The sequence below is a fragment of the Eudoraea sp. genome (assembly GCF_039969275.1).
GTDB lineage: Bacteria > Bacteroidota > Bacteroidia > Flavobacteriales > Flavobacteriaceae > Eudoraea.
The window spans coordinates 154,894-175,496 of sequence record NZ_JBDVOC010000013.1 but is presented as its reverse complement, the minus strand read 5'-3'; the positions used below and the strand labels follow the sequence as shown (position 1 = coordinate 175,496).

General features: G+C 37.7%; 20 protein-coding genes, 1 tRNA gene and 1 pseudogene. 6 read left to right on the top strand and 16 right to left on the bottom strand.

Features of this window, described 5'->3' with window-relative positions; genetic code table 11:
• Positions 1-129: 129 nt before the first annotated feature.
• From ABJH90_RS12075 to ABJH90_RS12010, 14 genes and pseudogenes are all read right to left on the bottom strand, one after another.
• Positions 130-1,002, bottom strand: coding sequence for a hypothetical protein (locus tag ABJH90_RS12075; protein WP_348143593.1), 873 nt, complete (start codon positions 1,000-1,002; stop codon positions 130-132).
• A 110-nt stretch (positions 1,003-1,112) separates the two neighbouring features.
• Complete coding sequence (locus ABJH90_RS12070; protein ID WP_348143590.1) at positions 1,113-2,054, bottom strand: amidohydrolase family protein; 942 nt, start codon at positions 2,052-2,054, stop codon at positions 1,113-1,115.
• A gap of 64 nt (positions 2,055-2,118) precedes the next feature.
• Positions 2,119-2,271, bottom strand: a pseudogene (locus tag ABJH90_RS12065) (tyrosine-type recombinase/integrase); the annotation flags it as partial.
• Positions 2,272-2,588: 317 nt separating this feature from the next.
• Positions 2,589-3,281, bottom strand: a complete 693-nt coding sequence (locus ABJH90_RS12060) for a DUF2490 domain-containing protein (RefSeq protein ID WP_348143587.1) — start codon at positions 3,279-3,281, stop codon at positions 2,589-2,591.
• Positions 3,282-3,501: 220 nt separating this feature from the next.
• Complete coding sequence (locus tag ABJH90_RS12055) at positions 3,502-4,266, bottom strand: hypothetical protein (protein ID WP_348143585.1); 765 nt, start codon at positions 4,264-4,266, stop codon at positions 3,502-3,504.
• 126 nt (positions 4,267-4,392) lie between these two features.
• The gene (locus tag ABJH90_RS12050; protein WP_348143582.1) at positions 4,393-5,163 is read right to left on the bottom strand and encodes a DUF2490 domain-containing protein; all 771 of its coding nucleotides are present in this window, start codon (positions 5,161-5,163) and stop codon (positions 4,393-4,395) included.
• Positions 5,156-5,992 (bottom strand): mechanosensitive ion channel domain-containing protein, encoded by an 837-nt coding sequence (locus ABJH90_RS12045; RefSeq protein WP_348143579.1) that lies wholly within the window; start codon positions 5,990-5,992, stop codon positions 5,156-5,158. Before ABJH90_RS12045 ends, ABJH90_RS12050 begins: the two co-directional genes overlap by 8 nt.
• A gap of 29 nt (positions 5,993-6,021) precedes the next feature.
• Entirely contained in the window at positions 6,022-6,621 is a 600-nt protein-coding gene (locus ABJH90_RS12040) for a DUF4136 domain-containing protein (protein ID WP_348143576.1), read from the bottom strand.
• A gap of 97 nt (positions 6,622-6,718) precedes the next feature.
• A complete protein-coding gene (locus ABJH90_RS12035; RefSeq protein ID WP_348143573.1) occupies positions 6,719-7,201 on the bottom strand; it encodes a YqhA family protein in 483 nt (160 codons plus the stop codon).
• Positions 7,202-7,662: 461 nt separating this feature from the next.
• A complete protein-coding gene (locus ABJH90_RS12030; RefSeq protein ID WP_348319498.1) occupies positions 7,663-9,066 on the bottom strand; it encodes a hypothetical protein in 1,404 nt (467 codons plus the stop codon).
• A gap of 87 nt (positions 9,067-9,153) precedes the next feature.
• The gene (locus tag ABJH90_RS12025; protein WP_348143567.1) at positions 9,154-10,719 is read right to left on the bottom strand and encodes an arylsulfatase; all 1,566 of its coding nucleotides are present in this window, start codon (positions 10,717-10,719) and stop codon (positions 9,154-9,156) included.
• A gap of 63 nt (positions 10,720-10,782) precedes the next feature.
• The gene (locus ABJH90_RS12020) at positions 10,783-10,932 is read right to left on the bottom strand and encodes a hypothetical protein (protein ID WP_348143564.1); all 150 of its coding nucleotides are present in this window, start codon (positions 10,930-10,932) and stop codon (positions 10,783-10,785) included.
• 351 nt (positions 10,933-11,283) lie between these two features.
• Positions 11,284-11,844: a hypothetical protein gene (locus tag ABJH90_RS12015; protein ID WP_348143561.1), complete on the bottom strand. Its 561-nt coding sequence runs from the start codon at positions 11,842-11,844 to the stop codon at positions 11,284-11,286.
• Positions 11,845-12,007: 163 nt separating this feature from the next.
• Complete coding sequence (locus ABJH90_RS12010; protein ID WP_348143558.1) at positions 12,008-12,256, bottom strand: hypothetical protein; 249 nt, start codon at positions 12,254-12,256, stop codon at positions 12,008-12,010.
• Positions 12,257-12,668: 412 nt separating this feature from the next.
• Between ABJH90_RS12010 and ABJH90_RS12005 the strand changes: the two genes are divergently transcribed.
• The gene (locus ABJH90_RS12005) at positions 12,669-14,090 is read left to right on the top strand and encodes a hypothetical protein (RefSeq protein WP_348143556.1); all 1,422 of its coding nucleotides are present in this window, start codon (positions 12,669-12,671) and stop codon (positions 14,088-14,090) included.
• 423 nt (positions 14,091-14,513) lie between these two features.
• On the opposite strand, the gene ABJH90_RS12000 is transcribed toward ABJH90_RS12005, so the two are convergent.
• Together ABJH90_RS12000 and ABJH90_RS11995 are read right to left on the bottom strand one after the other, a co-directional pair.
• Positions 14,514-14,672, bottom strand: coding sequence for a hypothetical protein (locus ABJH90_RS12000; RefSeq protein WP_348143554.1), 159 nt, complete (start codon positions 14,670-14,672; stop codon positions 14,514-14,516).
• A 194-nt stretch (positions 14,673-14,866) separates the two neighbouring features.
• Positions 14,867-14,939: transfer RNA gene (locus tag ABJH90_RS11995), tRNA-Phe, on the bottom strand.
• Positions 14,940-15,084: 145 nt separating this feature from the next.
• On the opposite strand from ABJH90_RS11995, the gene ABJH90_RS11990 reads away from it, so the two are divergent.
• From ABJH90_RS11990 to ABJH90_RS11970, 5 genes are all read left to right on the top strand, one after another.
• The gene (locus ABJH90_RS11990; protein WP_348143553.1) at positions 15,085-15,813 is read left to right on the top strand and encodes a type III pantothenate kinase; all 729 of its coding nucleotides are present in this window, start codon (positions 15,085-15,087) and stop codon (positions 15,811-15,813) included.
• A complete protein-coding gene (locus ABJH90_RS11985; RefSeq protein ID WP_348143551.1) occupies positions 15,814-17,085 on the top strand; it encodes a hypothetical protein in 1,272 nt (423 codons plus the stop codon).
• Between the two features lie 40 nt (positions 17,086-17,125).
• Positions 17,126-18,496 (top strand): hypothetical protein, encoded by a 1,371-nt coding sequence (locus tag ABJH90_RS11980; RefSeq protein WP_348143548.1) that lies wholly within the window; start codon positions 17,126-17,128, stop codon positions 18,494-18,496.
• Positions 18,497-18,498: 2 nt separating this feature from the next.
• Positions 18,499-19,104, top strand: a complete 606-nt coding sequence (lptC, locus tag ABJH90_RS11975) for an LPS export ABC transporter periplasmic protein LptC (protein WP_348143546.1) — start codon at positions 18,499-18,501, stop codon at positions 19,102-19,104.
• Positions 19,105-19,306: 202 nt separating this feature from the next.
• The gene (locus ABJH90_RS11970) at positions 19,307-20,596 is read left to right on the top strand and encodes a hemolysin family protein (protein ID WP_348143543.1); all 1,290 of its coding nucleotides are present in this window, start codon (positions 19,307-19,309) and stop codon (positions 20,594-20,596) included.
• Positions 20,597-20,603 lie beyond the last annotated feature (7 nt).

Sequence of the window (20,603 nt, the reverse complement as noted above, 5' to 3'; positions counted from 1 at the left end):
GTGTGTGTATGAGCAGTAGCTCCTCCACGACTGTTGATTTATTTTTTTAGTTTGTTTTCTTCTTTGATTTTTGTTGTAATGATTATCTGAGCTATTGCTTATACACGTTGTTACCAAATGTTTTAATTGTTAATTTTTCTTGAGTGCCTCTATGATTTTAAAATCTACCCAAAATATATCAGCCTTATTATTTCCATAAGACCTATGAAAAAAGAAATACTTACCATCAGGACTTACACTACCATATGCATCCGCAAATTTTGTGTTTATGGCATTACCTAAATTAATTGAAGGTCCCCAAGAACCATCTTTCTGACGAAAAGAAATATACAAATCTGCATCTCCATATCCACCTTTTTCTCTTTGATCATCCCAGATTACATAAGACTCATCTGGAGCAATAAATGGGTGTGCATTCCAATTTCCAATGTCTTCGATATTTAAAACTAGAGGTTCTTCATGTTTTCCATTTATTAATCTTGAATAACGCAGCGGCCCTGATTCACTGGCTTCATCAAAATAATAAGTTCCATTAGAAGAGGATGTAAGGCGCATAATACGAAATTTATCGAAAGGAGCGCCGAGACTTTTTGCCTCAGACCAACCAGAAGCAGTTCGTTCTCTAAATTTCCTCCCCAAATGCATAATTTTTCCATCTGTTGAAATAAATGGTTCTCCTTCTCTTTCCGCCACAAGTGATTCAGTCCAATTGTTATCTTCAAATTTAACAACAACCAAGGCGTTGTTTTTATACCTCCCTCCCCTTCTGCGAAAATAAAACTCCTTTAAGTCTGGAGTAAAAACACCAGCTGCCTGTCTAAATTCAGTCTTAATAATTTCTGGAGCAAATAATTCAGGGATTAAACCTGGTGGTTTCTGACCAAGATAAATTTCTTCTTCTGCACTAATTGAATCACTAACTTCTGCTTTATTCTCTTTGTTGTTGCAAGCACTTAAAAGCAATGCAAATACAATTAGTAAAAAGGAGTAGGGTTTTTTCATTATTTGAGTTTTATAATGCTTGGTAACGGTCTAGTATAAGCGGTCGTTTTCCTGCCCGACCGGCAGGCGGGAATGCCGCTTATACAATGTTAGCATCTGAATTATTGTTCTCATCGTTCGTGATGCTTTGCAATAGTCTCTTCAGAGAGCTCTAAAAAACGGGCAGCATTATTATATAGAATGTCTCTTTTCTCTTCTTCGGATAAGAATATTGCTTCTTTAACGGTCCTCACTGCAATCGAAATAGCTTCTGGCCATAACATCTGATCCGTTCCAAACATGATTCGTTTGCCAAATCCAGCATCCATCAATTGTTTAAGTGCGGTGTAGAATGCTTCCTTTGGAAGTGCCCAGTTCAAGACCCCAATATCTGTGTACAGTTCAGGATAGATGTACATCATGGCTATCGTTTCTGAAATGTAAGGCCATCCTGCATGAGCTATAAAAGCCTTTAGTTTAGGGTGTTTAACCAATACGGGCTCAAAGAGAGTCGGTTTGCCAAGGATGGTTCTGAATTTTGGAGCAAAGGTGTGTGGTCCACCTGGAGGGCCTAATCCTGTGTGCAAACAGACTGTAATACCATTGTCTTCTGCAACTTGGAAGTATGGCTCCATCAGTGGGTCATCTGGGGCAACACCGGCATATTGAAGCCCTAATTCTCCGAGAAAATTAACTTGATTATTATCGAAATATAGTTTGAGAGAGTCTGGGTTTAAAATCGGTTTGCCATCATCATTTGTTTGTATACCAGTGAGAAATAATTCGGGTCGGGATTGTTGCCATGTATTAAGCGCTTTTATAGAAGTGCTACTTGTGAGTGCAAGCACGATATTATTTTTCTCAATCTCATCAAGGACCATTTGAAGATGAATCCCCGCATTTTCTGGTGAACTAAGTACTTGCGCATAAGATTCACCTGCCCAGGAAGCTTTCATGTCTGGAGGTATCCCCTGATAGGCATGTAAGTGAATATCGATAATGGGTAATTGGGGTTCTTGTGCGAAGCAATTAATATTAATCGCAAGAAACAGAATAAGTGAAATTTTTTTCATGATTTGATCCCTTTTGATGCTAACAATTGAATATAGAACATTATGCACTATATATCACTTATAGCTAAGATAACAAATCATCAATACCCTTAAAGGAATTTTCTGCTACATGAATGTAAATCTCAGTAGTCTTGCTGGAATTATGCCCCAGTAGGATCTGAATAGTTCTGAGATCCGTTCCTTTTTCCAATAGATGTGTGGCAAAACTATGCCTGAGTTTTTCGTTTTTCAGACTCTAAAAAAAGAAAGCTTTTATAGGTTCCATTTCATTACCTCCTACTTCGTAGTTTATTTTTTCCTCCAGGACTAACTCCCCCGATAGTTGTCGGGGTCGTTGTTCCTTTGGAACCTCTCCTGAAAATGCCAGACCTCTCTCCCTTAGCAGGGGATTTTTCGTTTTTCAGACTCTAAAAAAAGCAAGCTTTTATAGGTTCCATTTCATTACCTCTCACTTCGTACTTCATTTTTTCCTCCAGGGTTAACTTTGCTTCACTTGTTGTACATGACATAAGTTAAACCAGAGGTTCCTTTTTATTAATCCGGTTTTCTAAAATCAAAATTATGAGAATATGACAATAATAATCGTGCGAAATTAGCGTGGGGTCTGTGTTGCCATAATAGTCCAACACTAAATTTCCCATATGCTGATACCTGGCGGCCAAATCCGGTATACAATCGGTTTTGATTGAGGCCCCCATCTCCTGCTTCACGATCAAACCAGTAGTCAAACCTGTCCAGGTCAACAAATACTTCGTTAAATATTGTAATAAAATTTGTGCCCTTTTGAATATTCTCCCCATTTAATGGAATGGTAAATCCGAGCATATATCTAATACGATTGCTGTATTCGGTACCGTATTCTACCGTAGTAATCCAGCGCTGTTCAATTCGGAATCTATTTTTAACATTCATCTTACCCCATTTCGACTTGATTAACAATTCCTGGAAAAATCTATTCTCATGGAACTTACGATAAAGTTCATCATCGAAGGGCCAGGTATCTACACGGACATAACCAATAGCCCCATTGGTTTTTTTACTAAAATCATAATGAACAGCAGCACGCCAGAGTAATTCATTAAGGTTTGAAGCCATTTCCCATGTTCGTAATTCACCTTGAAGAAAAAAGCTCCATTTATCCGCAAAGCGCATACTGCTTGTCGCCCCAATCCAATTCCCAAGCTTATCTTCCGGGTTCTGTCCGGTTAAGGAGTAAATTGAAGACATTAAAAAAAGAAGAAATATTATTTTAACCCTTACAAACATTAAAATAGAAAGAAGTTTTTTCTTTACCATTCATCTGATTTCATTACTTTGATTTATACGATCCTTATTTATTCAAGAGCCTGCCCGGACAATGTATGTTACAAAACCTGATGTGGCAAAAAATTAATATTTGAAAGTCTATAAGCCCCAACTGCTAATGTATAACGGCGTTTATGTACTATCATAAGTTAAAACCTAGTCTCACCACGGGCCCAAATGTATTTACATCGTATCTAAAACGATCGGCTCCGCTACCTTTGTCATAATCCATTGAAATAGCCCGAAAACCAACTGTGGTATGAAATAATTTTGAAAAACGATAACCAAAATTGGCCTGGACCTGCCAGGTTAAGCTTGAACCAATGTTAAACCCACCAATGTCGCCACGAAATTGAAGTAGCCACTTACCATTTACCGTATGTGTTGCTCTTGTAATAATTACAGGATCTATCCAAAATTCGGAATTATCCGCACTTACTAAAGTAGTGCTGCCACCCCCAATTATATTACGGTTTATATCTGCTCCCATTTCCAGGTTGTTCATTCGCAGACCTATTCCACCTTCCAGAAATGGGAGAATACGATAGAGGCCTGATAGTTCCCAAATCAATTGCTTAGCTGTGAGCCTGCCCGAGCTAACGAGTGTCGTAGGAGTTACATCCTGAGCTAGCTTCATGTATACGAAGTCTGAGCCTATTGCCCACTTATCAGTTTGGGCTTCCAGATATACCATAGCACCAAATTCCAAATTACTGAAGATATCAGACGTATTGGCGTCTACTTCTATAGGGGGAAGTTCACGTATGCCCGAAGTGCCCGACATGGAAGGGAACATGAGATAGGGTTCAATTAGAAATTTCCACGATTTATCGGAAGTTGATTCCTGCGCATTAGAACTGAATAGTATTAATACGAATAGAATTGAAAGATTTGTTTTGATTTTCATGAGTAGTGAATTTTAAATTATTAAACTGAATAATAAATGATGAATGTTGAAAACTAACTTATAAATGAATATTTATATTCATGATCATAAATAGTTAAAATCCATGCCTCTAAAGACATAATGGGCCTAATTAAAATCGTCAACTCTATCTTCCTCGTTTTCTAGATTAGGGGGCTTGGACTTTTTTAAATTAATAGTATGAAATAGTCTTAACCTAAATATTTGTTGACTTGCTTTTAATCCGGAGGTTTCGTAAAGTCTCGAACTTTGTTGAATAAAGTGCAATTCATATTTCCAGTTTTTGGCAATACGATGACCAAAAGCAATGTGAAACCTACCTTGATTAATTAAGAATTCGGTATTATCAGAACCAATGGTTTGAAATCCTTCATATAGTATTTGAAAATAGATAGGTCTCTTAGGGCCAAACCATTTTAAATCCTGACTTTGGACACCTAATAAAAGCCGACCTCTTAGCCGAAATTCGTTTGGGAGGCTATCTTGCTGATATGAGAAGAATCGTTGTTCAATCCTTAGACGACTAAACATCGAAAACCATTTAGTTTGAAGCCATTCAACATTAAAATCCTGATGGATTCGAAATTCGGTTATATTTGGTGCGTAAATATTATCTGAGTAAAAGATTGCAGTTGCTAAAGCAACGCTGTATGTTTTATTAAACTTATAGTTAACGCTGGGTCGTATTAGTATTTGATTCCAGTCACTATTTGACCAAACGCCCCGAACACCTACATCTCCTCCATAAGTAAAGTTGGTAGGGGTTTTTACTTTTAAGGTGTAGTTAAGCCAAAATTGATTGTCTATTTCCTGACCAAACGCTTCCTCCTGATGGGCTAAAATGAATAATAGAGCAATGCAGATATAGATTTTATTCACTACTACTTTGTTTTAGGTTAACATCAAGTTGTGGGAGGGGTATGGTAATCCTTTCATTAATAAATTTACGGTTTATTATTCTTCTCAAATCACTTTTGGTTCTCTCTATTTGAAAGATATTGTCACTATAAAAAAATAGTTGGAAAATTAATGAAGATGAAGCAAAATTTAATAAGCGCGCCTCAACTATTTGATCAGCTCTTATTTCCGGGAGTTCCGATGCGCATTCTTCCAGTATATTTATTACTTTCTCCACATCACTACCATATGCCACTTTTACATCAATATTGAATCGGGTATTTTCGGATTGATTATTCCAATTAATAACCTTGTTGGATGTAATTATAGAATTAGGAAGGATTACCATTATTTTATTTCGGTTCAAGCCGGTGGATGTTCGAAATCCAATTTTTTGAATTTTCACAATATCTCCATCGATTTCCAAAATGTCATTTTCTCTTACAGAGCGCTCAAAGAGTAAAATCAAGCCAGACAAAACATCGTTAAAAGTTTGCTGAAGCCCTAAACCAACTCCAACAAGTAATGCCGCAGAACCTGCAAGAATAAGCGAAAACTCAATTCCTATAGCTTCCAGCATATATGCAATGGCAGTGATCCAAACAAAATACATGACAATTTGATAGATTGGCTTCCCATGGGTTTCTTTGGATCTGGTAATTTTTCTATATACCATAACCAGGAATTTCAACGTAATTGAAATTAATTTGGTAATGATAAAGATGATAATTACCGTAAATAATTGCATTAAAGTTAAGGAGTGCTCTTTATAACTAAACACTTCAATTTCCAGAAAGGCGTTAAGATCCATGTGTTTAATATTTTAGTTCATCTATTTATTTACTTCTTTGGGTCTACCGGGTATTTTTTCATAATGGCAGTCACTTTTTTTGGAATATCCCTGGCCCTTTTTTGAGGGTCCTCATTCACAGTTTTTGTTCCTATAGCCTGCCAGATGAGTAACTTATCATCCTTGTCATAAGCTTCTATAATGAGGCTACCCTGTAAATACTGTGTCTCGTTTATCACCGTAGTTGAATGGGCTGTACCCCAACCCCATCCCGGACCTCTCATTCCTGCTCTGCCCATGCCACGACCCATGCCAGGTCCCATGCCCATTGCCGTGGTTGTGGTATTGGCTGTTTGCTGGGTCTTAATTTTACCAATAACATTTAGGGTTATTATAAGGTCACCATTGGTTTCCGCCTTGCTAAGGCCTCTTTTACTGGCTTCTTCTCTAAAAGCCTGTTCTATCCTTTCCCTGTCAAACCTGGTCATTTTCTGATCGCTGTTATCTGCCCAACCAAAAAATTCATAGGTCTTGAATTCATTGAATTCTACAGAAGGATCCTTGTCAGATATTACCTTGGTACTTGAGCAACCCGTTAAATAAAAGAGGGCAAGCAGATAGTTGCCAATTATTAAAATTTTGTATCTCATTCCAAATGTTTAAGTATTTATAATTATTAATTATTTAGCATTATTTCGATACCTTAAGTCCCCCATCATTCTCCGTATAATCAAATTCTAATAAATTTTACGATTTATAAGATTTTGTCTTTCCATAGTGAATTGCAAAAGAGAGGGCTATGATAACAACAGCTATACCAATTCCTACGTACATAAGATCAGAAGAAACTTCTTCCTGTGCTACCTTACCCAGGAACGTAACTCCCAGGGCAGCAATGACAACGCCGATAATTTTGTCCTTTAAAGCCTTTAGATCAGGGATTTTAACTTTAATAGGCGCTTCAAAATCCTCCTTAGCTATGAATAACTTATATAAACCTATCGCAGTTATATAAGCTACAGTAGCTATCAAATAAAGATCAATGGTCTCTATGGTGGTCATGGCTACATTCTTGGCTATTTTTGGGGAATATTCTCCATAGCTCAGGATTTTATATGTACGTGATCCGATCATTAAAATCCCTATGATTCCACAACCCAAGGCTAAAAGAAGGCTTCCAATAATGGGTATCCAAAGGAGGTTTCTGCTCCATATCAGTATCTTTTTCATGATTAGTGTATTTTAGTTATAATCTAATTAAATGTTCATTAATCTTTGTAAAGCCAGTTGTGATGCAAAGAATTAATATTACTTATTTACGCCTCCAACAAACCAGGCAAAATATGGATTGCTTTTTAGTTCAGGAATATTCCGTTTAAGCATAACTGGCAGTTTTCTGGATCTCTTAAATACGAATTATATCCGGTCCTGAATAAAACCCAAAGCATTTGCAACTGGTTATCAATTTCTTTTTTATTTAGGTATCAGTGGTCTCTGAATTCTATGGGTTGGTTCTCAAGATTTAAAAAGCCTGGGATATACGGATTCAACACGGTTATATAAATTCGAAGAAGTTCTAACTTTGCCATATACCTTAAATTATTATTATGGTTTTAAACTATTTAGCAGTTTTTATTGGCTGCTATGTCTACATATTATGTCCAAACTGATGGCTAACTTCCACCAATTTTTTAGAAATACACCCTTGCCTTAAAACTTGGGGCAATAATGAAATCAGTACGGGTATTATAGGTTGGGTTCATAAATAATTGAATTCCAGGAGTTACCCATAATTGTTTCAATAGTAAGATACGCCAGTAAATTTCCGTGCTATACTGTGGCGTATCCCTGGCAACAGTCCAAACCTGAGTTAATAAAAACTCCGAAGGGTTCTGAGGGTTATTAATTGAATTAGCCCAATCTTTTATAGGACTTGAAAGGTTAAAGGCTAGCCCCATCTCTCCTGAAATTTTGAAAAGATCATTGTATACAAGTCCCGCCGTAGCGGAATGTTGTATGCCTGTAAATATCCCAAAACCTCCCCCCTCAGCTTTATTATACGTATAGTTTGCAAAGCCGACAAGTTGATTCCATTGCTTGGATCCATGCACCTTAAAACCCCATCCGGCCGATGTTGGGAAGGGAATGAATTGATCACCTATGTCCACTCCAGCAGTACTTTTTTTATCGGCGTAAAAAAACATTAAATGGGCGTGATCAAAATCTTTTGAAGTTCGGAACCAGTGTTTTCCAATCTCCAGGGCCGTATAAATTTCGCCATACTCAAATAATCCGCTCCAATCAAATTCCCCTGCATCCACATTTAGGTCATTGACTACTCCCTTTAAATATAGATGTGATCCTTGTTTGAGATTCCAGTTGAAACCAAATCCCAGTGAAGGGGGTCCGTAGGGAACTACGGTGGTCGGAAACGTATTGGGAATGCCTGTAAAAGACACTCTTGCATCTTTATAGCGGAAAAAATCCATCATTGCCGCAGGTGCGGTCTGACCTATTCTGAACCAAAAACGGTCTTTTTTAAGATGTTGTTCCCAGAATAAAATACTGGCATAAGGATCCCAGGGCAGGAAGGTGGCATCGACACCTATACCTGATCCTACATCAAAAAAAAGATCTCCTGGCATACCATTGTTACTGCCCAGATTATGTCTCCAATCCAGGGTAGCCGTGATGCCTCCTTCGTAATCTTTTCCCTTGTTGATAAAATGCCATTGAGCTTCAAGCAATAAAAACCCACCCAGACCGGTATTTCTACTTGTTTCTGTTACGGTTTGAGATTGTGGAACTCCCAAAAACATGGCCTGATAACTGATTCCCAGCTTTATGCCTGTACGTTTATACAAATCGACTTTCCAATCGAAATAATTCCCAGGGATTATTGTGCCCAAAACCGATCCGGGCTTCGGAAAACTTGCATTCAGATCAGCTTCTACATCTATTGGAATTGCAGGGTCCTCGTCTTTGGGATAGTGAGGAAGTGAATCCGCTTCTACATCCTGTTGAATTACTTGAGCATAATTTACCCCAGTTGACAACAAAAATAAAAACAACATAATACATCTTAAATCCTGCATAAGGTAAAATATTCAATTGTCTAAAAATATTAACGATAAATATAATGCACGTGCCTAAAGGAGACACGTGCATATGAGATCTAAATACTAATTACCAACCGGAAATCTCTCCTCCAACTCTTGCAGCATATTCATTGCCTTCATGGCTTTGAGTGTGCCGTAGTTTATATTGCCAGCACTCAAACTGGATCCTTCCTGAAACGGATAATTCGGAAGAGTAACGAAAAACTTTTTCAGTTGATCCTGTATAGGCACGAATAGCCACATATTATCTGCATACCATCGTAAGTATCCCATTGTTCCTTCCTCATGCATTACCTCATAAGGATCGGCATGAAGGTTAATTATTAAGGGCCAATTAGTAACAACCCTGTCTCCGGTTGCAATATTACCTTCAATGATGGCAAAATGAGTTTTCCATTCTTTCCAACGAACGGCGTTTAGTTCACCTCCCTGGCCGAAATAATAGATTGTTTCACGTGGTGATTCCTTAACCTCGCCTTTGAAAAAAGGCATGAAGTTGTAACCATCTAAATGGACTCTCCAATCTTTGCCATTCGCTTTGTGACCTTTTTTTAATTTTTCAACGATATCAGGATCTCCAGCAGCCGCTAAAAAAGTAGGGAGCCAATCTTCATGCGAAATGATGTTATTATATCTGGTACCAGGTTCTATGACACCTGGCCAACGGATAAGCTGAGGTACTCGGAATCCACCCTCCCAGGTAGTTCCTTTTTCACCATGCCAGGGAGCGACACCGCCATCAGGCCAAGATACTTTTTCAACACCATTGTCAGTACTATATACCACAATTGTATTATCATCAATACCTAATTCATCTAATAAATCTAATAATCCACCCACCTGATCATCATGTTCTACCATGCCATCGGGGTAGAGTCCAACACCGGTTCGTCCTTGGGCTTCTTTCTTAAGTCTTGTCCAAATGTGCATTCGGGTAGAGCTTACCCAAACAAAAAACGGTTTATCTTCCTTCACAGCATCTCTAATAAACCTTTCCCCTTCTGTTATAAATTCAGCATCAGCAGTCTCCATTCTTTTTCTGGTCATAGGCCCTGTATCTTCGATTCGACCATCACGGTAGCTGTGAATCACGCCCCGTGGGCCATATTTTTCATGGAATTCTTTATCCTTTGGATAATAGTATGTTTCAGGTTCTTCCTCCGCATTCAGGTGATAAAGATTTCCAAAAAATTCATCAAAACCATGGGCTGTAGGTAAATGTTTGTCCTGATCACCGAGGTGATTTTTTCCAAACTGACCGGTGGCATATCCATGCGGTTTTAGAAGGTCTGCCAACGTAGGTGCAAAATCAGGAATTCCGTGGTCAGAGCCTGGCATTCCTATTGTTAATAAGCCTGTTCGGAAAGGATGCTGGCCTGTAATAAAAGAGGCCCGTCCTGCCGTACAACTTTGTTGAGCATATGCATGTGTAAAGAAAGCTCCTTCTTTACCAATACGATCAATGTTGGGTGTTTCGTATCCCATAATACCGAGGTTGTAGGTGCTAATATTATGTGCACCAACATCATCCCCCCAGATGACCAATATATTCGGCTTTTTCTTCTGTGCTTCACCAAATGTAAAGCTCATTACCATAATAATGGTAACTAGTAATTGTAGTTGTCTCATAAATTCTCTCGTTTTTAAGTTAAGTATTGAATTTTGGTTCTTCCTGAACCTATTTAATTACTCTCAATATTTTTTTAATACATTATTTTCTGTAATCATCCTTCTAACCAAAGCATCAATTTGCTTCATATTTTCTTGCTGGCCAATCGTATTAAAAATTAAATCGGGGGGATTTTCTTTTTTGTTTGCTTTGTTCTTGTCCTTATTTTTCAATAGACTTCATTACTAAATTTTAACAGATCTAAACACTACATTTTTTGAGCACCTACACATCACTGCAAATCAAGAAGGTATTGAGTTGCATTTTTAATGCAACAGAAACGAATAGAATGGCAATTTGAAACACCATAGTTTTTCATTTCTTTAGAACTAGTTGGTTAATATTAATCCAGGGGAACTAATATCACAATTGAAATGTACAACAATAAATCACCCAAGAGTTAAGAAACTCTTAACACCATTGTTAAGTGACTAGCTGGGTAATCCTCGGATGGACCATAAGGGACCGGTAAATTATCAAATCTTTGTAGTATGGGATAATTACGAAAACTCTTAACACTATTGTTAAGCGACTTGCTGGGCAACCGTCCGATGGACCATAAGGGACCGGTAAATTTCTAAATCACGGTAGTAAAGATGGGGGTGCAAAATCAATTCATTCAAAACAAATCTGGCCTGTTGTTTTGCAATTTCCGGTTCTGTCTTGAAATCGCGGATGTACCACTCAGAAATTTGATGGACGGCCAGTTGGTAGTATTTTTTCCAAAAGGGGTTTAGAGAAGAAAAAATACCTGCAGTTTTCCTGATATTGTTAATGGCTACACCAAGTTTCATGTTAAAAGCAACTACTATGAAGTCGTCTGTATTGAGTTCCACACTTTTTTGGGCCATATAGCCCGGAAGGATACCAAAAAAGATTTCTATCAATTCCCGGTAAAAGTCCTCAAGGCCATCGAAATAGGTGTAGAAAGTAGGCCTCGAAATTGGCGTATCCTTTATAAGGTTTTCAACACTAAAATCTATCTCCACATCACTGTCAGACATAATTTTTTCCAGATAAGAAGATAAGAAGAGATAGTACTTCTTATTGGCGTTGGGTCTCAATTTGTGGACTAATTCTTCCATAAGGTTTTTTACATGGGGGAAAGATAGGAAACATCAACTGAGTAAAAAAGCTAAAAAGCCATAAAATTAGGTCAAATTAAGCTGTATTTCTGAGGGTTTCGGCAGGATTTTATAGATTCTATTTCATTACCCCTCACTTCGTAGTTTATTTTTTCCTCCAGGACTAACTCCCCCGATAGTTATCGGGGTCGTTTTTCCTTTGTTCCCTCGCCTGAAAATGCCAAACCCTCCTGCCTTCGGCAGGAGATTTTTTATTTCCCCGATCCTTAGGAAAGTGAACTTTCCACGTCTGAGGAAACAATAATCCCGCTCCATATAGGAGCGGGTTTTGTGCTTGATGCGGCGCACCGAGGAACCAAAGTGTACGTCTATAAATATATGTTACGGTTGGTGTCATTGAACTTGGTCTCATATTTTGAGGTCTTTTCAACTTTAAAACCGGCCACATGTTCTACAGCTGGTTTTATTTTGAAGCGTAGCTTTTTAGATTGAGAAGAATACTAGAATGAACGTTCACCGAGCAAGGAATGGCTGAATTTGTAAAGGCTACAGAAACATTATGAAAAATATGGATTTGGAGACCTGCAGGATCTTGAAATGTCTTGGTGGAAATATTTTTTGTTGTCAAAGACAATATAATTTGTGGTATTTTTAAATGCTTTTTAAAATGTTCCGTAGGCTTATGAAAGAAATTTATTAATACTTTAATCATGGTAAGGGAGACACATGCCAGGGTTCATTTATTGAATAAATCTTGTAGTTTAAGCCTTGTTCTTTTTGCAAAGACAACCAACCAAAAATAATTATGACCAAACTTTCTATTCATGAAGAAGAACCTTCAATTTCTTTTATTGATTTATTTTTTATTTCTGGTAATTGAAGGAAAAACCCAGGAAGGAAATTACAAATTCGAAAATTACGGAAACCAAACTGTACTGCTAAACGGCAATGTTACAGGCAGCGCAAATGATCTTGGTCTAACGTTTTATAATCCGGCTAGATTGGCCCTGCTAGATAAGCCTTCTTTTGTAATTGCCGGAAAAGCCTATGAGTGGTCTAAATACAGTTTTAAAGATGTCCTTGGGACAAGTATTTATCTGAATACTTCCAATTTTAACGGGATTCCAAGTATTGTGGCCGGAACCTTCAATCTAAAATTTCTGCCAAAACACAAATTTGCTTTCGCCATTATTTCCCGTTATCGCTCTGATATCAGTATAAATTATACGTCTGGGATACAAGAAACCCCTGAATTTGATCCTATCGAGAATGAGGCAAGGCGCTTTACAGATCTTGGATTTCGTAAAGTTTTGCGAGATGAATGGTATGGGATAACCTGGTCTTATCCCATAAAAGAAAATTTTAGTATTGGACTTTCACTATTTGGAAGTATGTATAGAAAAAATGGAATGAGTAAAGTATTTGTTAGCGCTGAGCGTATGGATAATAGTGTTGTCAGCTATTCTAATAATTTTAGTTATTCTCAAAAAACATATGGCCTTTTTCTTAAAATGGGGCTCGCATGGCGTCTTTCTAACATTGATATAGGAGCGAGTTTTAGCCTGCCATTTATCTCTGTTAAAGACAAAGCTTCACTTAGATCAGAGGAGTTCTTGAGTGGCATAAGTCCTGAACAGGATTACTTTGCATTTGCAGACCCGGGAGATCTGGAAAATAAGCGCAGAACTGCCGCCAGCTTCTCAATAGGTGCCGGAATACCTATAGGAAAAAGCACTATTCACCTGGACGGAAGTTGGCATTCAAAGCTTGACAGATACCAAAGAATAGTTTTGCCCGAAGGTGTTGCCGAAGCTACCAACCTTGATCCCAAACCTTTTGAAGAAGAGTTTGAATCGGTGATAAATTTTGGAGCTGGCCTGGATTTATATGTGTCTCCCTCTTTAAAAATAATTTCGAGCTTTAGCTCAGATTTTTCGGCCAGGAATTCCAGTGTAAACCTCATTGATGTTATAGATCAGAACCAGAGCGATTTTAAACTCGAGGACGATTATTGGCATTTTGGCTTGGGTACGGATTTGAAACTGAAGTGGGGGCATATCGTTTTAGGTACTACCTATTCCAGTACTTCGAACACTGTGGTGGATGATATAGATATACCCGATGGAACACCTGACGACGGAACTTCAGATGTTTTGACGAAGATAAAATTTGAACGATGGCGTTTTATTATAGGGCTGGAAATCCCCATTTTAGAGAAGAAAATTAAAGGTCTTCCTGCTAAATAACACAACTGCCGCCAACTTTTAGACATACTTTGAAGATTATTTTGGTACTTGATCACCCGTTAAATGAGCTAAAATCTGGTTGTATTGTTCCTTTGGAACCTCTCCTGAAAATGGCAAACCTCTCTGTCATCGGCAGGGGATTTTTCGTTTTTCGGACTCTGAAAAAAGCAGACTTTTATAGGTTCCATTTTATCACCTCCCACTTCGTAGTTTAGTATGTCCTCCTTCGCACCTCATTTTTCCTCCAGGACTAACTCCCCCGATAGTTATCGGGGTCGTTTTTCCTTTGTTCCCTCGCCTGAAAATGCCAAACCCTCCTGCCTTCGGCAGGAGATTTTTCGTTTTTCAGACTCTAAAAAAAGCAAGCTTTTATAGGTTCCATTTCATTACCTCTCACTTCGTACTTCATTTTTTCCTCCAGGACTAACTCCCCCGATAGTTATCGGGGTCGTTTTTCCTTTGTTCCCTCGCCTGAAAATCCCAAACCTCTCTGCCTTCGGCAGGAGATTTTTCGTTTTTCGGACTCTGAAAAAAGCAGACTTTTATAGGTTCCATTTTATCACCTCCCACTTCGTACTTCATTTTTTCCTTCAGGACTAACTCCCCCGATAGTTATCGGGGTCGTTTTTCCTTTGTTCCCTCTCCTGAAAATGCCAAACCCTCCTGCCTTCGGCAGGAGATTTTTTATTTCCCCAATCCTTATGAAAGTGAACTTTCCACGTCTGGGGAAATAAAAAACCCACTCCTTTTTAAAGGAGTGGGTTTGGCGCTTTAAGTGGTACCTCCAGGAATCGAACCAGGGACACACGGATTTTCAGTCCGTTGCTCTACCAACTGAGCTAAGGTACCTTCATTATTTGAGGGTCAGCACCCTCCGAAGCGTAAGCAAAAGCGTCACGCGAAGGAGGGGGCAAATATACTTTCAAATTTAGGAACTACAAACAAAAAAGAAAAAAAAGCCTGCTGTTTTTTTACATTTTATAATCTTTGCATTATGAACCTTATTGTTGATGTCGGGAATACTTATGTAAAGCTGGCCGTTTTTCAGGAACATAAGCTGTTATGGCAGCAAAAGCTGGTGCCAGAAGACTTTCCTGAGCTGGTAAAAAAAGTATTTAAAGATTACCCAGATATACAAACAGCAATTATTTCATCGGTAGGTGTTTTGGATCAAAAATATATTTCACTATTAACAGTTTTTGTTGAGGTACACCTATTGAGTCATAGCACTAATATTCCCTTTAAGAATTCCTATGCTACGCCCCAGACATTAGGTATGGACAGAGTGGCGCTTACCACCGCGGCCTTCTACCATAATCCTGATGCCAATACCCTGGTCATTGACGCGGGTACATGTATAACTTACGATATGATAAATGATTATGGTGAGTACCTGGGAGGTGCAATTTCTCCCGGCTTACGTATGCGCTATAAGGCACTACATGAGCACACTTCAAAGTTACCTTTGCTAGAACCGAAGAATTTCAATGATATAATAGGAAATTCTACAGATGCAAGTATCCATAGTGGCGTTTTAAATGGCATTTGTGCCGAGATAGATGGGGTCATAGGTCAATACCAATCGCGTTTTGAAGATTTAACAGTTATTTTAACAGGCGGTGACGCTCAAATTTTGTCTAAACGATTAAAAAATACCATATTTGCGCATTCTAATTTTCTCCTAAAGGGCTTGAATTATTTGCTGGAATACAACAAACGCTAGATGGTAAAGAAAATCGTATTGCTAATACTCTGCTTAACGGCAATAGCATCATACTCCCAGAGTGGTAACGGAACTGTATCACCTTATTCATTTGGTGGAATAGGAGATTTCAGACCTCAGGCTACTATAGAAAATCAGGCTATGGGAGGATTAAGCATGTATACAGATAGTATTCATGTCAACTTAAATAATCCTGCCGCTTACGGGAAACTCAGGTTAGTGACTTTTACGGCAGCGGGGGGACATAAAGAGGTAAAATTGAAAGATTTTACTGATGAAGAAAGTTCTTCTGTCACTACTCTTGAATATATTTCCCTGGCATTTCCCATAACACCAAAGTTTGGTGTTGGAATAGGAATTCTTCCTTATACGGCTGTTGGCTATAATGTTTTTTCTGAAACTACAAATGCCACCCAGGATACGGTAATAAATCAGTTTTCAGGGGATGGGGGCTTAAATAAAGCATTTTTGTCAGCGGGATATGAAATTACCAAAAATCTGCATGTTGGGGCAACAGTAAATTTTAGTTTTGGTAACCTGCAATACCAGAGTCTTCAAAGTATTGAAGGAGTTCAGTATGGAACAATAGACATCCGTGAATCTGAGATTAGCGGTTATGATTTTAATTATGGAGTAACTTATACTCCCAGCATTAAAAATAAATACACTCTATTTAGCTCAGTTACTGTAAATACACAGGCTAATTTAGTGTCTTCAAATACTGAAAGATTAGGTTCATTTTCATTAAGTACCGGTGAGGAAATTGAAGTAAGAGATGTAAATTTAGAACCTGACAATCTTAGAAATACAGAACTGAAAATCCCAACAATTACTACTTTTGGGCTTGGATTTGGGCGGGATAAAAAATGGTTTTTAGGGGCAGAATATAGTTTTCAGGCTGCAAGTTCATTTAGAAATGACTTTATTGACCCTGAAAATGTAGCATATGAAGATGCCAATACTTTTAGGGTAGGCGGATACTTTATACCTGATTATGCTTCATTTACCAGTTATTTGAAAAGAATCACTTATAGGGCTGGTGCGCGTACTTCCAAAACGGGCTTGTTAGTAAATGATACCTCGATACATGATTTTGGCATAACTTTTGGTCTTGGGTTACCAGTTGGAGGAGGTTTTTCCAATATGAATGTTGGTTTTGAATACGGTAAACGAGGTACCACAGTAGCGAGTTTAATTGAAGAAAGTTATTTCAAAGTCAGTGTAGGACTGTCATTCAACGATAAATGGTTCCAAAAAAGGAAAATAAATTGATAAAAATTTAGTACATTAACCACTTTAAAATTAATACACGATGAAAAAGAAGATATACTGTATGATGATTGGGTTACTGGCAATAGCGGGCACAACAAATGCACAAGCCCAAAACCCCGAATGTATGACCAATCTTTCTATCTATGCCGAGCACGCAAAAGTAAAAAACTACGATGCGGCATATACCCCTTGGAAAATGGTATATGAAACATGTCCGTCGATAAATAAAGCAAATTTTTCGCTGGGAGAAAAAATTCTGTCTTATAAGATTAAGAATAGTTCCGGCGCCGAAAAAGATGGTTTTATAAGCGACTTGCTTGCATTATACGATAATAGTTTAAAAGTTTTCCCGGATAAATTTCCCAAGGCGGTTGTTGCCATAGACAAGGCATTATTATTATATGATAATAAGATGGCTTCTGATGAAGAACTATATAATATGCTTCTGGTTGCCTTTGAAGAAGACGCATCAAATTTTAAAAACCCAAAAGCACTTTATCTTTATTTTTCAAGTCTTGTAGACCTTTATAATGAGGGGAAAAAAGATCTTCAAACAGTGTTTGACACTTATGATGACGTTACTGAAAAAATAGATGAAGAGAATGCTAAACTAACAGACATAATTAGCACATTGTTACCCAAGGAAGAGGCAGGTACCCTTACTTCAAAAGAAAAGAGAAGATTAAAAGTAGCCACTACAAACTCTGAATCTTATGGTAAGATTGCCGGAAGTGTGGATTCTAAATTAGGTGCTCTTGCAGATTGTGAAAATCTAATTCCTCTTTATCAAAAGAGTTTTGAAGCTAAGAAAAACGACGTCACCTGGGTAAAAAGGGCGGTAGGAAGAATGTTTAGCAAAGAATGTACAGATGATCCCATGTTCCAAAAATTGTTTGAGGCGCAGTTAGCATTGGATCCTTCAGCTACTGCCTATGTATATGGAGGAACTCTAAAAAGAAAATCTGGTGATACTAAAGGGGCTATAGCAGATTTTAATAAAGCTCTTGAATTGGAGACAGATTCCAAAAAGAAATCAAATATTGCGTATAAGATAGCAACCAGTTATAGAAGATCCAGTAAATCTACATCAAGAAGATATGCTTTACAAGCTATAGATGCAAATTCTTCCAACGGGAAAGCATATTTATTAATTGCAAATTTATATGCTACAAGTGCGAATGATTGTGGTAGTACACCATTTGAAAAAAGAGCAATTTATTGGAAAGCAGCGGATATGGCTAGAAAAGCAGGGAGAGTTGATCCCTCATTAAGTGGAAGAGCAAATCAATCTGCTGCCAGCTATAGCGCCAAAGCACCTTCAAAGACGGATATCTTTAATTCTGGAATGGCTGGTAAAACCATTAGCTTTAGTTGTTGGGTGGGAGGCAGCGTAACAGTGCCTAATCTATAATAATGGATAATCCTTACGGAAATAAATTTATTAACATTGCCATAGTTTTTTCTGTGGCATTGTTGTTTTATGGATGTAAGGATAATTATAAAAGGGTGGGTGAGGAAGCACAGCAAACAATATATCCTCAGGGAGTTGCTCAAAATTTTGTCCTTACCTATACAGAAACTCCTGAAAAATTGGGAAGCGAAGACATCAAAGATTCCAGGGTCATTGCCATTTTAAAAAGCCCGTTGAGTGAAGATTACGACAATATGAGATTTAAGTTTAGGACTTTTCCAAATGGCTTAGAGGTGGATTTGTTTGATGCTGAAAACAATAAAAGTACCATTAAGGCAGACTACGGGATTATTTATTCTAACACTAATTTAATAGACCTTCAGGGTAATGTGGTAATCGAATCTCATGATGGAAAAAAGCTTGAAGCCCCTCAGCTTTTTTATGATCAGACAAATGAGTGGATTTTTACGCAACGTAAATTTAAATTTACCAATCCGGAAGATGGGACAATTATGGATGGAGAGGGAATGGATTTTAATAAAGACTTTAGTTTCTTCAATGCCCATAAGACTTATGGATTAATCACAATTAAGGAAGATCAAACATGATTAAAATACTTAGATATACAGAATACCTGTACCTGTTCGTTGCCATAATATCAGTATATAAGATAATAGAACTTTGGAATATAGACAGAGAGGGTACTTACATCTTTATTTTCTTTGCGCTTGTCTCTATAGGAATGTTTATTTTTAGGCGTAACTATAGAAAACGTTTCGAAAAGCGAAAACGTGATAATCAGCAATAGCCTTGGACTCTAGCCTACTTATTATTTGCATTTGTTTGTTGTTATCCGCATTCTTTTCCGGAATGGAGATCGCCTTTATATCGGCTAATAAAATTCACATTGAAATTGAAAAGAAGCAGGAAGGTCTCCTGGCACAGATACTTACCCGGCTGACTAAAAAGCCTTCAAAGTTTATTGCTACCATGCTCATTGGTAATAATTTTGCCTTAGTGGTTTATGGTTTGTACATGGGAGAGTTATTGATGAATTGGTTCCAAACAAAATTACCTTCAGAAAATAACTTTGTTCAACTTATGCTTACAGATTTTAGCCTCTTGACACAGACGTTAATATCCACAATTATTATTTTGCTTACGGCAGAATTTTTACCCAAGGTGCTTTTTCAGATCTATGCAAACAAACTTCTTAAATTTTTGGCGGTTCCCGCTTATTTTTTTTATTTGTTGTTTTCCGTTATTTCTGATTTTGTCATTAAAGTTTCCGATGTACTTCTAAAGGCCTTTTTTAAAACAGACGGTGATGAAGTACAATTGGCTTTTAGCAAGATTGAATTAGGGGACTATATTACAGAACAAATGGAAACTGTGATGGAAGAGGATGAGGTAGATTCTGAGATTCAGATCTTTCAGAATGCACTTGAATTTTCTGCAGTAAAGGCAAGGGAAGTTATGGTTCCAAGGACTGAAATTATAGCAGTGGAATTACATGAAACTCCAAAAAACCTGGCTAAACTTTTTACCGAAACCGGCTTATCAAAAATATTAGTCTTTAAAGACACTATAGATAACATTATTGGGTATATCCATTCTTATGAGCTATTTAAGAAGCCTAAAATAATTAAAAGTATACTGTTGCCGGTAGAGTTTGTGCCGGAGACCATGTTAATTCAGGATATTCTTAATGTGTTGACGAAAAAACGAAAAAGCATTGCGGTAGTACTCGATGAGTATGGCGGTACTTCCGGAATAATGACTGTTGAAGACATTGTGGAGGAACTTTTTGGCGAAATAGAGGATGAACATGATTCAACAGATTTACTGGAAGAGCAACTAAATAGTAATACATATAAATTTTCTGCCAGGTTGGAAGTAGATTACCTTAATGAACAATACAAGCTGGAACTTCCTGAAAGCGAGGAATACGAAACACTTGGCGGACTGATCGTGAACGAAACAGGTGAGATCCCCGACCAGAATTCTGAAATTTGTATAGAGCATTTTCTGTTTACAATCCTGGAAGTTTCCAACACAAAAATAGATTTAGTATCACTTCAGGTCCTGGAAAAGGATTAGTCCCATA